Origin of the sequence: Frisingicoccus sp., from assembly GCF_048388605.1 — a bacterium.
Taxonomy (GTDB): Bacteria; Bacillota; Clostridia; order Lachnospirales; family Lachnospiraceae; genus Frisingicoccus.
Genome location: NZ_DBGCTU010000021.1, coordinates 1 through 13,810, shown reverse-complemented (window position 1 = coordinate 13,810; position 13,810 = coordinate 1). Strand labels below are relative to the sequence as shown.

Annotated in this window: 14 protein-coding genes and 1 tRNA gene; 8 read left to right on the top strand and 7 right to left on the bottom strand. The window is 45.5% G+C overall.

Annotation, left to right across the window (positions count from 1 at the left end; translation table 11 throughout):
• Positions 1 to 45: 45 nt before the first annotated feature.
• From ACMN7X_RS03905 to ACMN7X_RS03875, 7 genes are all read right to left on the bottom strand, one after another.
• Positions 46 to 1,878: an ATP-dependent helicase gene (locus tag ACMN7X_RS03905; protein WP_418746187.1), complete on the bottom strand. Its 1,833-nt coding sequence runs from the start codon at positions 1,876 to 1,878 to the stop codon at positions 46 to 48.
• Complete coding sequence (gene gltX, locus ACMN7X_RS03900; protein ID WP_418746186.1) at positions 1,869 to 3,329, bottom strand: glutamate--tRNA ligase; 1,461 nt, start codon at positions 3,327 to 3,329, stop codon at positions 1,869 to 1,871. Before gltX ends, ACMN7X_RS03905 begins: the two co-directional genes overlap by 10 nt.
• 82 nt (positions 3,330 to 3,411) lie before the next feature.
• The gene (locus tag ACMN7X_RS03895; RefSeq protein WP_418746185.1) at positions 3,412 to 3,903 is read right to left on the bottom strand and encodes a Gx transporter family protein; all 492 of its coding nucleotides are present in this window, start codon (positions 3,901 to 3,903) and stop codon (positions 3,412 to 3,414) included.
• Positions 3,904 to 3,913: 10 nt separating this feature from the next.
• Positions 3,914 to 4,273 (bottom strand): NusG domain II-containing protein, encoded by a 360-nt coding sequence (locus ACMN7X_RS03890; RefSeq protein ID WP_418746184.1) that lies wholly within the window; start codon positions 4,271 to 4,273, stop codon positions 3,914 to 3,916.
• Positions 4,274 to 4,281: 8 nt separating this feature from the next.
• Complete coding sequence (locus ACMN7X_RS03885) at positions 4,282 to 5,898, bottom strand: CvpA family protein (RefSeq protein WP_418746183.1); 1,617 nt, start codon at positions 5,896 to 5,898, stop codon at positions 4,282 to 4,284.
• A gap of 22 nt (positions 5,899 to 5,920) precedes the next feature.
• Positions 5,921 to 6,640, bottom strand: coding sequence for a hypothetical protein (locus tag ACMN7X_RS03880; protein ID WP_418746182.1), 720 nt, complete (start codon positions 6,638 to 6,640; stop codon positions 5,921 to 5,923).
• A 155-nt stretch (positions 6,641 to 6,795) separates the two neighbouring features.
• Positions 6,796 to 6,880, bottom strand: a tRNA-Leu gene (locus ACMN7X_RS03875).
• 209 nt (positions 6,881 to 7,089) lie between these two features.
• On the opposite strand from ACMN7X_RS03875, the gene ACMN7X_RS03870 reads away from it, so the two are divergent.
• From ACMN7X_RS03870 to ACMN7X_RS03835, 8 genes are all read left to right on the top strand, one after another.
• Positions 7,090 to 9,864: a hypothetical protein gene (locus ACMN7X_RS03870; RefSeq protein WP_418746181.1), complete on the top strand. Its 2,775-nt coding sequence runs from the start codon at positions 7,090 to 7,092 to the stop codon at positions 9,862 to 9,864.
• Positions 9,818 to 10,603, top strand: a complete 786-nt coding sequence (locus ACMN7X_RS03865) for a hypothetical protein (RefSeq protein WP_418746180.1) — start codon at positions 9,818 to 9,820, stop codon at positions 10,601 to 10,603. The genes ACMN7X_RS03870 and ACMN7X_RS03865 overlap by 47 nt, the downstream gene beginning before the upstream one ends.
• A 58-nt stretch (positions 10,604 to 10,661) precedes the next feature.
• A complete protein-coding gene (locus ACMN7X_RS03860; protein WP_418746179.1) occupies positions 10,662 to 11,165 on the top strand; it encodes a hypothetical protein in 504 nt (167 codons plus the stop codon).
• Positions 11,162 to 11,815: a hypothetical protein gene (locus ACMN7X_RS03855; protein ID WP_418746178.1), complete on the top strand. Its 654-nt coding sequence runs from the start codon at positions 11,162 to 11,164 to the stop codon at positions 11,813 to 11,815. Before ACMN7X_RS03860 ends, ACMN7X_RS03855 begins: the two co-directional genes overlap by 4 nt.
• A 1-nt stretch (position 11,816) precedes the next feature.
• A complete protein-coding gene (locus ACMN7X_RS03850) occupies positions 11,817 to 12,542 on the top strand; it encodes a hypothetical protein (protein ID WP_418746177.1) in 726 nt (241 codons plus the stop codon).
• A 60-nt stretch (positions 12,543 to 12,602) separates the two neighbouring features.
• Positions 12,603 to 12,866, top strand: a complete 264-nt coding sequence (locus ACMN7X_RS03845; protein ID WP_418746176.1) for a phage holin — start codon at positions 12,603 to 12,605, stop codon at positions 12,864 to 12,866.
• The gene (locus ACMN7X_RS03840; protein ID WP_418746175.1) at positions 12,863 to 13,300 is read left to right on the top strand and encodes a hypothetical protein; all 438 of its coding nucleotides are present in this window, start codon (positions 12,863 to 12,865) and stop codon (positions 13,298 to 13,300) included. The genes ACMN7X_RS03845 and ACMN7X_RS03840 overlap by 4 nt, the downstream gene beginning before the upstream one ends.
• Positions 13,301 to 13,390: 90 nt before the next feature.
• Entirely contained in the window at positions 13,391 to 13,576 is a 186-nt protein-coding gene (locus tag ACMN7X_RS03835; protein ID WP_418746174.1) for a hypothetical protein, read from the top strand.
• Positions 13,577 to 13,810 lie beyond the last annotated feature (234 nt).

Below are 13,810 nucleotides of genomic sequence, written 5' to 3'. Positions count from 1 at the left end.
TCTTTTCGAGTATTTTCGCTCACTTTCACTCTAACAGATTATTCTCTAAAAAGCAAGGAATTCTCCAACAAAAGGCGACATTTCCGAAGTCTTTCCGTACCTTTCCCTGGTAAAATAAATTCTCAGATCATTTTTTGCCCGGGTCATTGCCACATAAAACATGCGCCGCTCTTCCTCCTTATCCGATTCGGTCGCCGCTTTTTTATGGGGAATCAACCCCGCATTGGCATCGGGAATGTAGACCACATCGTATTCCAGCCCTTTGGCCCCGTGCATGGTGAGGAGACGTATTCCCTCCGCCGCCGGGGACCGCTGTCTGGAACGGATTTTTAAGGTTTCCGAATATTGCTCTATGGCCTGAAACCATTCCTCCCAGGTTTTATAGGCGTGACTTTTATCCATCAGTTCATCAAGAGTTTCCAGCAGATCCTCCCCTTTGATGCCCCGGCCCATGGCATACTCTTTCAGATAATCGTCATAGCCGACGGAATGGCGGATATACTGAATCGCCGGATAAGGCGCCATGGACGCCAGCATATACAGATCATATTCCAGCTGCTCAATGCGCTCCAGCATCCATTCCCGGTTTTCCAGATAGTCTTTCACATGGGAGAGATCCACAGTCTCTTCATCCAGATAAGACCTCGAGATATACCTGTTCGGCCGATTGATGATCCGCAGATAATCCGCCCGGGCATTGCTGCCGAAAGCAATGTTCATATAAGCAAAAATGTCTTTGGCAATCCAGTGTTCATAGATATTTGGCACCGAATCCTTCATCACAAAGGGCACATTGTAAACCATCAGCTGCTCCACAAGGCCGCTCATCTGAATATTCGTGCGGAAGATCACCGCGATCTGCTCCCACGGGACAGCCTGCTGCTCGTGCATGTCCACGATCTCACGGATCATTTTCACATACTGGTCCGCCGGCTTCTGAAAGGCCTTCACCAATATCTCATTTCCCTGTTCCCTGAAAGCTGTCATATGTTTGGCATAACGGTGTTCGTTATGGCAGATGACCCGCTCCGCCCGGGCCACGACAGCCCCTGTCGAGCGGTAATTTATGTTCAGCACCGCCATATCCGCCCCCGGATAATCCTTCGTAAAACCGAGAAGGATCTCCGGTTTGGCGCCGCGGAAACGGTAAATAGACTGGTCGTCATCCCCCACGACAAAGAGATTATCCTCCGGTTTGGCCATCATCCGGATTATTTCATACTGGATTCGATTAATATCCTGAAATTCATCGATTAATATATATTTATATTTTTTCTGCCATGCCAGCAATATGTCCGGCCGCTCCTTAAAAAGCCGCCAGGTCTGCACAAGCATGTCATCATAATCCAAACGGCGCATCCGGCGAAGTTTTTGCTCGTAGCCCGTATAAATCTCTTCAAAGACATCCTTTGAACAGTTGGCGGAATAATAATGCTCCAACGGCATCATATCCCCCTTAACCCGGCTGATCTCTCCGGCGATATTCATCAGAAAATCTTTTTCATCGTCCATTTCCACATCAATCTGATGAACGATCTCCCTGAGAATACCGTACTTTTCATCCTCAGATAAAATATTTTCTACCCGATAGTTATAGGCATATTTTAAAATTGTAAAAAAAACCGCATGGAAAGTTCCGAAACTCACCGGAAGATGGCGGCCGCCCATCAACCGGTCAAACCGGCTCCGCATTTCTCCTGCCGCCGCCCGGGTAAAGGTCACCACAAGAATATTACCCGGAGACACGCCGGCCTTCTCAATAAGCCACTGTGTCCTCCGGGTAATCACAAGGGTTTTGCCCGAACCGGGGCCCGCCAGAACAAGCATCGGTCCCCGGTTATGTTCAATTGCTTTTTTCTGGGCGCTGTCTACTTGCATGCTTCCAGCTTTTCAATGGCGCTGCGGATCCTTGCCAGAGATTCCTCTTTGCCGATGACTTCCATAATTTCTGTTGCTCCGGCCGGAGTCATCTGCTTGCCGGAAACCGCGGTACGGATCGGCCACATCACGTACCCGTTTTTATAGCCTTTTTCCTTTACAAGTTCCATAAGCCGTCCAAAAAGCGCATCATTGCTGTAATCCTCCTGGGCCTCCAGCACCGGAAGAACCTCCTTCAAAACGACAAGGGATGTTTCGGCATTTGTTTTCATCTTTTTATGAGTGTACATCGCCGTATCATATTCCGGAACGGCCTCAAAGAAATCGATCAATGCCGGAATATCCGGGAAAATCTCAATTCGTGTCTTTACCATCGCGGCAATCTTTTTATAATCCACATCTCTGTGAATCGTCTCTTTAATAAACGGAAGGGCCTTTTCATAAAAAGTGTCAAAATCCATCGCTTTAATATATTCGCCGTTCATCCATTTCAATTTTGTCATATCAAATACGGCCGGAGACTTGCTCATATGACGGTAATCAAAGGCTTTCACCAGTTCCTCCAGGCTGTAGATCTCCCGGTTATCCTCCGGGCTCCATCCGAGAAGGGCCACATAATTGACAATAGCCTCCGTCACAAAGCCCTGTTCCAGCAAATCCTCAAAGGAAGAATGGCCGCTTCGTTTACTCAGTTTTTTATGCTCTTCATCCGTGATCAGCGGACAATGGACATAGGTCGGCACTTCCCATCCAAAGGCTTCATATAAACGGTTATATTTCGGCGAAGAAGATAAATATTCATTTCCGCGGACAACATGGGTGATTCCCATCAAATGGTCATCCACCACATTGGCAAAGTTGTAGGTCGGATACCCATCGGATTTAATGAGGACCATATCATCCAGCTCTGCGTTATCCACCGTAATATCGCCATAAATATCATCATGAAAAGTTGTTGTTCCCTCGGTAGGATTATTCTGGCGGATAACATACGGGATGCCCGACGCCAGCTTCGCCTCAACCTCTTCTTTGGATAAATGCAGACAATGCTTGTCATACATCATAATCTCCTTGCCCGCCACTTCCTGTTTCAGGCTTTCCAGCCGTTCTTTATCACAGAAACAATAGTAGGCCTCACCTTTATCGATTAATTTCTTTGCATATTCCAAATATATTCCGGCCGCCTGACGTTCACTCTGAACATAAGGGCCACAGCCGCCGTCCTTATCCGGGCCTTCATCATGGATCAAACCGGTTTTTTCAAGGGTGCGGTTAATAATATCCACGGCGCCCTCCACAAACCTTTCCTGATCCGTGTCCTCGATCCGCAAAAGGAAATCGCCGCCTTCATGTTTGGCGATCAGATAGGCATACAACGCCGTTCTTAAATTTCCTACGTGCATCCGCCCCGTTGGGCTCGGAGCAAATCGTGTTCTGACTTTCTTATCCATCTTCAATCGACTCCTCATTTTATATCTTTCAAAACATTCACCCTGTATCATACCATATTCTGACACAGGGTGAAAGCTTTTTTTATTTTAACACATATTTGATCCTCGGGACAACCTGAGCTGACACAATGCCGATCAACATTCCTGTGATCGTTCCGGCAATGAGCAGGGGCGGCAGATAAGAAATCAGATGAATATTCTCCACCACCGCCATGGCCACAGCCAGCTGACCGATATTGTGAAGAATACCTCCGGCCACACTCACTCCAATCATAGAAAAATTCGGTATTTTTTTCAGCAGCATCATGCCGCAAAAGCTCAATATGCCCCCTGCCAGACTGTAGAGCATGGCAGCCAGGCTTCCGAAAGTCACTGAGACAAGCATAATACGGATCATGGACACCGCAAATGCCATCGGCGCTCCCATTGTATAAAGAGCCGTCACAACCACCAGATTGGCAAGCCCCAGTTTCATTCCCGGAATGCCCAGATTAATCGGTATAAGAACCTCCACATAACTGAATATCATTGCCAGAGCTGTAAACATTCCGGCCATCGCAACTTTTTTTGACATCATTTATCCCTTACGCATCAATATCTTTTTCTTTTTCCCCTTCAGTGATCTCCAAAACCACCTTATGAGGCAGACAGACAATCGTTTCATTAACTTTATCAATCGGAGCATGTTCAACGCAGTACTGATCCGGGCAGTCCGCTTCCATCATGGAAACAACGCCGCCTTTTATCTGAAACCGGTTATGCCAGCCGTCAATATCCAATGAAACCTCCTGATCTTCCGCCAGATCATAGGTCTCATAAATTTCACCTCCGACTGTCACCGTCAGAGTCCCGCCGGATTTCTTACCGCCCAGATTCATATAGATCAGCCCTGCCGCCGCCAGAATAAGAGCGGCGCAAATTAACAGGATATCTCCCTTCTTCATAACAGCTCCTACTTCTTCTCAATCTGATTCATCATCACAAAGGTGTCATCCGAATCCACATAGTTTATAGTTACCCGGTCCTCCGGTTTAAGCACAGCCAGCACATCATCCAACTGTATGGAGGCCATAAAGACTTTATCCGAACCGGAAATCTGAATATAAAAATAGGTATTCCCGTCTTTTACCGCCGAATCCACCTGAAGGATGCGGCCCGTAACCTCCGATAAATCTCCCGTATCAATGATCTGCCCCGAAGCCAGCTGCTTCACATAAGCCGAGTAAGCGTCATTTAATGTGTCGCCGATCGCCACCTGCTGATATTTTTCCACGTTGACAAAGGCAAACTTTTTCACCAATCCGGCGTTATCCTTCAGGGATACAAGATAGGTCGGCTGACTTCCGATATTCAAAAGTACCGGGAATGTAGCGTTATAGGCAAGATTCTGAACCTGGCCTTCCGCCGATTCCATTGCGGAATATTCGGTAGCCCCGGACACGATATAATAATGGGATTCCTTTGTCCGCATATTCACCAGCACAAGGCCGATATTCGACGCATCATTGCCCACCGAAGTCAGGCCCGTATAAAGCCATACATCGTCATTTAAGGCCAGATAATTGTAACCGCCGGAAGTCATACAGACATCCTTCTGTCCGATCAATGTATTAATATAACCGTTTTTATACTGTCCCCAATAATTGATCTGCTCCACAATGATATCTGCCGAATAAGCCCTGTCCACCCATTCCGGACAGTCTTTAATATCATAATAGGTCGAATCACCGTTGCACGCATCCACAATGACAACACCGGTCACATCCCGGCCGCCAAAAAGTCCGATCGTATATTTAATAACCGGGCATATCCAATACGGATGTCCGTCATCATCCACCTCAAAGGAATAATCCTCAAAAATCTTTGTTGGATATTTGAAGCGCAAGTGTCTGTCCAGATCTCTGAAAAAATATTCCCCCGGCGAGTATTTAATGCCCTGTTCAAGCTGAACAAGCTCCACATCCTGGGTTGCCATATTCACAGAAATATAGCCCGGAATTCCCGCCGAGCGGTTATTGAACCACTTAATAATATTGCCATAGCGCAGAGGCGCTACCCTTGTCGGAACATCCCGATAATTTATCTGAGTGTAGGAATAGCTGTATTCATCCACTTCAAACTGGGAGATCAGGTTGACCAGTTCACCAATCTTCCGGTTTCCGAGCCGGACAGCCGAATCTCTGTCTACAATCGGCACATCATTCATGGAAACCTGGGTAATATCCTCGGAAAACTCCCGATTTTCCACATCCATCAGCTTCTGATAAGCGCCGGCATGAAAAAACTGATGGGATATGACCTGTCCGATTCCCAATACAGCCAGGGATAAAATAACAACGATCAATCCGGCTTTCGCATTATTTTTTAAAAATTTAAAATCTACTGTCCGGTTCCTCAGATCCGAAATAGAAAAAGTTCCTATCAGGGATGCCACCATATAAACCACTGCCACCTCAAGCAGCCAGCTGTAAAAAGCCGGTGAGTGCAGATTCAGCGCCGGAAGAGTAAAGTAAAAAGACACAAGCGCAAAAATCAGAGTGATCCCTACCGTGCGCACTATTTTTTTCATAAGCTTCCTCCATTAAATTTGACTATTCATCAATCACTGCATTGACCGCACACGGGAATGTTCCGTAGCCGCCGCTGGTCATAATGAATGTATGGGTTTCCACATTACCGCTTTTTGTTGTAAAAGCAACCGTTGCCTCATAGCCGTTATCCGTTTCCTCAATCTCCGTAAATTCCATAGATCCGAGATATCCCTCCGAGCTGTAAAGAATATAACAATCCGAATCCACATCAAATTCAATACCACCCATCGTCGAAGGAATCTCCGGGATCGCACTGTTCCCGGCGAACATGGCCTCCGCATACTCAGCCAGAGTCTCCCGCGGCACCATATAACCGCTGCCGTCATCCGACATACTGATGTCCGGATGGATCCAGCTTCCGCCGTTGATCGCCGCATAAATGCCGTCCCAGAAAAATGTGCTGTCCGAGCCGTCATAGGCTCTGCCGCCGCTCATCGTTTTACAGATTCCCAAAAGAATCGGCCGCATCGTATCCACCTCGGCCGGCACGGAAATCGTCACCTCCGCCTTCGTCTCTTCAAAGGGCGGTTTTGTTTCATCGACTTTCTCCGAAGTCTCCGATTCCGACGTACTTTCCTTTGCTTCCTTATCCTGAGTTTCATCAATCACAATATTCCCACTGGTATCTTTTCCGCTGTCCTTTTTTCCACAGGCAGCCAAAGATGCCATAAGCAGACACATCACAGTCACTGTACTTATCATTTTTACGAATTTCTTCATGGTATTTACCTCCCATCTTTATTTGAATTCATATTATACACTATTTTTGCCCGGATTAAAAGAGCGGGGATTCTTTTAATCCCGATAATGTTTCAAAACAAAAATAAAAAAGCGTATCTACAAGATTCATTGCAAAATCTGATAAATACGCTTCATGCAGTTGACGGGACTTGAACCCGTACCCAGTTAACCCGGACTAGATCCTTAGTCTAGCGCGTATGCCAATTCCGCCACAACTGCGCAATATTTTGTATGTCGTTCAACAACAATATGAATGATACCATAGAGGTTTAAAAAAAGCAAGTTTTTTTTTGAAAAAATTTAAAAAAATTTGAATAAACATTTTTTAGTAATAATAATATCATTGTTGACATTCTCTCCAAACCGCTGTATGATAATTACAGATACTCGAACATATGTTTGCTTTATGATGAATGGAGGGATATCACATGTCAAAACAGCTGACATCTCAAAGATATATATATAAAATTCACTCTGCACGTCTGCGCAGAGCCAAATGGAATCTACGCCTTACAATAGATCAGGCCCGAGAAAATAAAGAGCTCATCGGATTAAACGACAGCCAATTACTCCGTTTTATTGACGAGCTGAACGGGGATATCCGGCCCGGGCTTCGAATTTCCAATCTGAAGGCCCAGATCAGACAGTTAAAAGCGGAAGAAAATCTGTCGATCTCGAGGCCGCGCATTAAAAAGCTTTATGCACAGCTGGATGAATATCTATTTCAAAAAGATTATATCTGCGTCGTTATCGACTCGGTAAAGGACTATCGGAAAATGTATAAGGACGGTTTTCGAATCAACGACACGGTCTACCGCCGTCTTCTCGGAACCACCGGCGGCGTAAAGAGCAATACGATCATTTTTGTCAATGAACTTCTTCTTCCGGAGTTGAACCGCAGAATCGATAACGGCCGTAATCTTTCCAAAACTTTCACGCCGGCCAAGCTGGAAGCCTACCGTTCTCTTGTCTGCAGTTCATCAACACCTGTATCCATGCCGCAGGGCATTGTGGTCGTCCATGACTGCATCACCCATTTCAAATCGGATGTGATCGAATTGGACGACAGTCACGGCGGCCAGCCCTGCATGAAATATATCGAGGATAAAGATATCGAATTAAATGACAGTGATGGCTACGGCCTCGCCATGCCTGAGCTGATGGAACGTTGGGGCCGGGATATCGGCGCAGACTATCTTCTCCCCGGCTGTGTCCTGCGAAACGCCTTTTGCAAGGGCGCCATCTTCCCTGTGGACTTCCGAAAATTTGCCCGGGAGCATCAGGTGTCTGAAGTGATCGACGTGTGGGGAAACACCCATAATATCCAAAACATAGAACTTGTGCTGACAGAATCCATGCTTAAGCTCTGGGATTCCTACGATTCAATGGAAGACTATTTGGAAAACTGCCGGAAAAATCATTACAGTTTTGCCATCACCAAAGCTTCGGGGAAAAAACTTGAAAATCTCCGAACAATGAATTACCAGTTTTTGCAGTCTTATCATTTCACGGATGATGAGATTGATGAATTGATCCAGCCCACCGTAGATGAGATCAACGATATTCTCTCTGAGGATTACCGCAAAACGATTCTCTATACAAAGGGAACAGGGCTTAATGAAAAAAATGTCCGCCATTCGGATGGCTCCTTTGCCACCGCCCTGATGATCGAACCGGAGATGATAAATGACAGCTATGTGCGGGACCGGCTTTATCGGATGATCCATAAACGAATCGATCAGGCAAAGGTCGGCGTTTTAAATGTCCCGGCAAACTACTCTCTTGTCTCCGGGGACCCCTATTCTCTGTGCCAGTCCATGTTCCGCCTGGAGATCACCGGATTGTTAAAAGCCGGACAGGTCTATTCCCGATACTGGACAGAGCACGGCGTGGATCAGATTGTCAGCTTCCGGGCGCCGATGACGTCCCACAATAACATCCGTGTTCTTCAAGTCGTCCACTCTGAAGAAATGGACGAATTTTATCAATATATGACCACTCCGACAATCTTCAACAGTTGGGACACCTGCGCCGATGCGATGAACGGCATGGATAAGGACGGGGACTGCGTCATTAACAGCGCTTTTCCGCTCCTCATCAAAGAGGCCCGGCCGCTCCCCGCTGTCCGGTGCGTCCAGCGCAAGGCCCCGAAATGCGTGCCTGCCGAAGATGACTTTATGCTTTCCAATATCAACAGCTTTGGAAACGCCGTCGGAGAAGTGACCAACCGAATTACCGCCATGTTTGAAGTTCAGGCCCGGTTTCCCGAAAATTCCCGGGAATATCGGATATTGGAATACCGTATCAAATGCGGCCAGCTCTATCAGCAAAACAGCATTGATAAAACAAAGGGCATTGAAGCCCGGCCCATGCCCGAAGCATGGTATCATCCGCCCCGCCATATGGCTTCCGCGAAGGATTTTCAAAATTTGAAGCTTGCCGCCGATAAAAAGCCCTATTTTATGCAGTATATATATCCGGCTGAAAAAGCCCGGCTAAAAGCCTACATCAAAAAGAATGAAGAAAAATGTATCATGCGTTTTCGAAAAAACATTGATGAGCTTATGAGCCAGGACGAGCGAACTGAGGAAGAGGAGAATTTTATCCGTTACTTCCATGATAAAATGCCTATGGGTACTGCGCCGTGCACCATGAATAAAATCTGCCGGAAAATTGAAAGCCTTTTTGATGACTATCAAATTTCAAAAGCCCCGCATTTTGATTATTCCATATTAAAAAGTGAAGCTGCCTACTCCACCCGGTTATTCCAAAAAATCAAAAAGATTTATGAACAGTATCAGCGGGAAACGGCCGGTTTCATGCAATATGCCAAAAGTGAACGGCTGAAACCGGAGGAATGTCGGATGCAAAAATACATATTTAAAGAAAACTTTAAACGTCAATGCCTCAGCGAGTGTCCAAATGAAGATATCCTCTGCAATATTGTGCTGGATTTATGCTACTCCAAATCCAGGGCAAGCAAACAGTTTGCCTGGGATATCTGCGGCGATCAATTTATCCGCAACCTCCTAAAACGCAGCCGTTATAAAATTTCCTATCCGGAGGCTGATGAATCCGGCGACATTTTATTTAACGGCGAACGTTTTAAAATGAAAACAATCACACTGGACATGAATCAGGAAAGGAAAGAAGAACATGACACTGATATTAAACGAAGTGAAGGAAGCCAAAAGGCTTCTTGAAACAAGGGATATCGGCAGTAAACCTACTGCCGCCCTTTTTCTTTTAGCCAAATATTACCGGCAGAATGAAAATTTAAGCAAAAAAGAAACTGAAGAAAAACTGAATGGTTATATGACTTCCTGCAATCCGCATTACAATCCGGCTTTATGGGAAGATATCATTGAGAATATCGCCGGGAAAGGGAACAAATATCCGCTCCGCGAAATCGATGCTGTCGGCATTACCGAAAAAGAACTGGAACAGATCAAAACATTCAATTATGTAAAATATGAAAAACTGGCGTTTGTTATGCTCTGTCATGCCAAACTCCACAATATGCTCTCTCCCGACAACAATGGATGGGTGAATACTTCCATTCCCGAAATTTACCGGACAGCCCGTGTCTCTGTCAAATACCGAAAAGATAAATTTCTATATTTAAATGATATGGAATCCACCGGGCTTATCTCATTTTCCACACAGAATGACAATCTCAACCTCCGGGTCAATTTCATTGATATGGACGGACTGCCCGTTTTAAAAATTAATGATTTCAGAGAACTGGGCTACGAATATCTGAACTACTGTAAAAAAGGGAGCTTTGCCCGATGTTCGGAATGTCAGAAACTCTATATCCGAAAAACAAATAATCAGAAATACTGTGAAGTCTGTGCCAAAGCGAAAAAAATGGCTGCCGACCGTGCCCGAATGGCCGCCAAAAGGAAAAAATCGAATTCAGAAAATGCCGGAACCCCTTGATTTTTCAAGGGGTTTCGCCATATCTCCCGTTTTTCTTATTGTGTAAGGAGGTAACACAATGCTTAAAGAACTCGGTAAATATAAAGACAAACTCAGTTCAATTCTAATCGGCGATGAGTACATTCCCCGGCTCCTTCTGGAAGATGCTTCCGGGTTATCGAATGATATGATCGCCGCAAAAGCCCGAAAAAATATCTGTCCACATCTCTATGTGGAACCGGCCGCATCGGAGCCGGACTGCTATATTTTTTTGGAAACTGACGTTGCAAAAACAACGCCCTCAACAAAAACAATAAAAATTGTTATCCAGCCTGTCTGCCACAAAGACATCCTCACCGTTCAGAATGGCCCTGCCGTCTATTACGGCACACGATATGATATGTTAGCTGAACGAATTGACGAACTGCTCTGCCCGGCAGACAAGCTTCCGGCAAGGCAACGTCAGAAAGAATTTGGTATCGGTCTCCCTGAGCTTCAAAGCGTGGAAACCTTCACCAGCGGTTTATGGATCGGCCGGAAAATGACTTATCTTGTTCCCGATTTCAGGAGAAAAAAAGGATGAAACCGGATTATTCGGATTTAATCTCACCCTTTCCCTTCTATGCCGAACACATCGGACATGTTAAGTCTCCGACCCTGAAGGATATCTGGAATCCCAAAACCACCTGGCAGGGATATCAGATATATCTGGGGCTTCTTTTATTGACGCCCCAGGATTACGGATGTGAGGAAAACATTTCCATGTTTGACCTCATTTGTTCCGATCTCCGTCTTCAAAAATCCTATACCGCAATGTTTGACTTTTTCCTGGAGGAAACAGTTCTCTGGGACAAAAGTAATCATTTATTCTTTACCTATGCAAAGGCAGAAGAAAACAATCCGATGATTCCTGTCGGCATGATCGACGGCGAAAATTTTTCCGGGCTTTGTGACATCATTTTACAACGCTGCGGTGTTGAGCGCAGAGATTATGATGTGGACGCGTCTAAAATCAAAAATAAACGAGCCATGGAAATACTCAACAAAATTCGCCGCGGCCGACAGGCAGCTTCCGGGAAATCCAGTCACAACAAAGGTATGGAACTTCCCAATCTGGTCACTGCAGTGGCCGTTCAAAGCAACTCGATCAACTTTACAAATATATGGGATTTAACCATATATCAATTCTATGAACAGTTCAAAAAAACAGAAACCCATAAAGGAGGAATTTAAAATGGGAAACACATTTACAAACAGAGAGGTATGCGACCTCATTTTTGAAGATTACGCAACAAAAACACCGTTCCTGAACATGGATTACGCCAATGTCAGTACAACGGAAATCACAGGCGAAACCGTATTTGCCTACGGCGGAAAAGGCCATCCGAAACGCGTGGCATTTTCCGGTGAAAGAGGCGGTACGCTTACCATCGAAACACAGATGCAGAGCTTCAAGCTGTATCAGCTTCTGACTGGCGGCGATATGTCCAAATCCGCAAAATTCATGGTGAGAGAAGAACTGACTACCGCCGAGGGCGGCGTTGTCACATTGGCAGAGACACCGGCTTCCGGCGCAGCCGTAAACGTATTTGCAGCCGATGACGACTGCGGTACAGCGAAAACCGCAACCGTTTCCGGCAAAACCGCAACGATCACAGGCGCTTCCGCCGGAGAAAAGGTTATCGTTTACTACATCAAAGATATTACGGAGAAAGTTCAGAAGATTTCCGTCAAAGGCAGCTCCTTCCCGAAGGCTTTTACTGTCTACGGCGATACTGTCATGAAAACAGAAAACGACGAACTCCTTCCATATAAGTTCATCGCTTATAAAGTCACACCACAGTCCAATATGAGTATCAGCATGTCCAACAGCGGAGACCCGGCAACGATCACGATCACATGCGACCTGATGGTTAATGACGACAATGAAATGTTAGACCTTATTCTCGAAGAAGAATAAATTTCCTCCGGGAGGGCGTTCAAACCGTCCTCCCGCTTTTTTTGAAAGGATGGACACATAATGAACAAAATATCCGTTGGAACCATTTCCCGAACAGTTGTCCTGTTCGCAGCTCTGCTCAACCAATTTCTGACAATCAGCGGCAAAAACCCTCTGCCTTTCAGCGAGGATGACATATATAACGGCATCACCATGTGCCTCACCACCGCCGCGGCCCTGTGGGCCTGGTGGAAAAATAACAGTTTTACAAAGGCGGCCATCGCCGGAGATGCCTGTAAAGAAAACTATCGATTGCAAAATACACATAAGGAGGATGCTTCATGAAAGGATTTTATACATACAATGGAATCGAATACGAATTTGAATACAAAACCGTTCTGACCGCCATGCAGCGGTTAATGACAATTATGAATATCGAACAGATACTGCTCCAGGACGGCCATTACTATTCACTATTAAAAGACGTTGCAGCCAAATACTACATACTGAAAGCCTACGCGCCGGATTTCGAATATCCTACAGCCATCACCGATACCCACGGCGATCTTGACTGGGATGAACTTGAAATCTTTTTCGCCAACACGGACGTCTATGCCATTATCGCAGGAAATGTTGACGCCGCCCAGTTCCGCGAGATGCTCGAAAATCTTGACAACGATCTGGCCTATCAGACCGGAATCGACAAAGCCAGTCTCGCCAATGAAATCATACAACTGATTCACTCCTACAAAGAAAACTTAATCAAAATGCTGGCATAAATTCTCTTTTTTCCTTAGGTGTCATTTTTTTGGGACACCTCTTCATGTATAATGGAAGATATCCAAATGATTACAAAGGAGGAATCATCCATGAACAATTTGGCAGAAATCAATTTTATCCCCTACATGATACTTCTCGCCGTTCAAATCAACACCTTTGAGGCGGAAATTATCGATGAAATTCATTGTGCGCCACATGAGGAATTTCGAAAAAAAGCTTTCGAAAAGCGATACTCAGGATATAATAATGTCGTCATTATAGAAATTCCTGCCTAAAGTCAAAAGGACATCCATCTTCCTATTAAAAACAAGAATGGATGTCCTTCCTACTTTTATGTCGTTTCATGTTCTCCGCTTCCTTTCGCTTGAAACAGCAACACTAAAATGTAGTGGCGGGATAAAGATACTAATGCCCGGGAGGCGCAGAGAGAGCACCCTTCCTCGGAGTATATGCAGGCCATAATTGCATGTACTTTTAATGAATGTTCCAGGGTAAACAAACAATGGTAG

Excerpts from the sequence above, each read along its gene's own strand:
- ACMN7X_RS03905 (WP_418746187.1), bottom strand. The coding sequence starts at position 1,878 with ATGCAAGTAGACAGCGCCCAGAAAAAAGCAATTGAACATAACCGGGGA.
- gltX (WP_418746186.1), bottom strand. The coding sequence starts at position 3,329 with ATGGATAAGAAAGTCAGAACACGATTTGCTCCGAGCCCAACGGGGCGG.
- ACMN7X_RS03895 (WP_418746185.1), bottom strand. The coding sequence starts at position 3,903 with ATGTCAAAAAAAGTTGCGATGGCCGGAATGTTTACAGCTCTGGCAATG.
- ACMN7X_RS03890 (WP_418746184.1), bottom strand. The coding sequence starts at position 4,273 with ATGAAGAAGGGAGATATCCTGTTAATTTGCGCCGCTCTTATTCTGGCG.
- ACMN7X_RS03885 (WP_418746183.1), bottom strand. The coding sequence starts at position 5,898 with ATGAAAAAAATAGTGCGCACGGTAGGGATCACTCTGATTTTTGCGCTT.
- ACMN7X_RS03880 (WP_418746182.1), bottom strand. The coding sequence starts at position 6,640 with ATGAAGAAATTCGTAAAAATGATAAGTACAGTGACTGTGATGTGTCTG.
- ACMN7X_RS03870 (WP_418746181.1), top strand. The coding sequence starts at position 7,090 with ATGTCAAAACAGCTGACATCTCAAAGATATATATATAAAATTCACTCT.
- ACMN7X_RS03865 (WP_418746180.1), top strand. The coding sequence starts at position 9,818 with ATGACACTGATATTAAACGAAGTGAAGGAAGCCAAAAGGCTTCTTGAA.
- ACMN7X_RS03860 (WP_418746179.1), top strand. The coding sequence starts at position 10,662 with ATGCTTAAAGAACTCGGTAAATATAAAGACAAACTCAGTTCAATTCTA.
- ACMN7X_RS03855 (WP_418746178.1), top strand. The coding sequence starts at position 11,162 with ATGAAACCGGATTATTCGGATTTAATCTCACCCTTTCCCTTCTATGCC.
- ACMN7X_RS03850 (WP_418746177.1), top strand. The coding sequence starts at position 11,817 with ATGGGAAACACATTTACAAACAGAGAGGTATGCGACCTCATTTTTGAA.
- ACMN7X_RS03845 (WP_418746176.1), top strand. The coding sequence starts at position 12,603 with ATGAACAAAATATCCGTTGGAACCATTTCCCGAACAGTTGTCCTGTTC.
- ACMN7X_RS03840 (WP_418746175.1), top strand. The coding sequence starts at position 12,863 with ATGAAAGGATTTTATACATACAATGGAATCGAATACGAATTTGAATAC.
- ACMN7X_RS03835 (WP_418746174.1), top strand. The coding sequence starts at position 13,391 with ATGAACAATTTGGCAGAAATCAATTTTATCCCCTACATGATACTTCTC.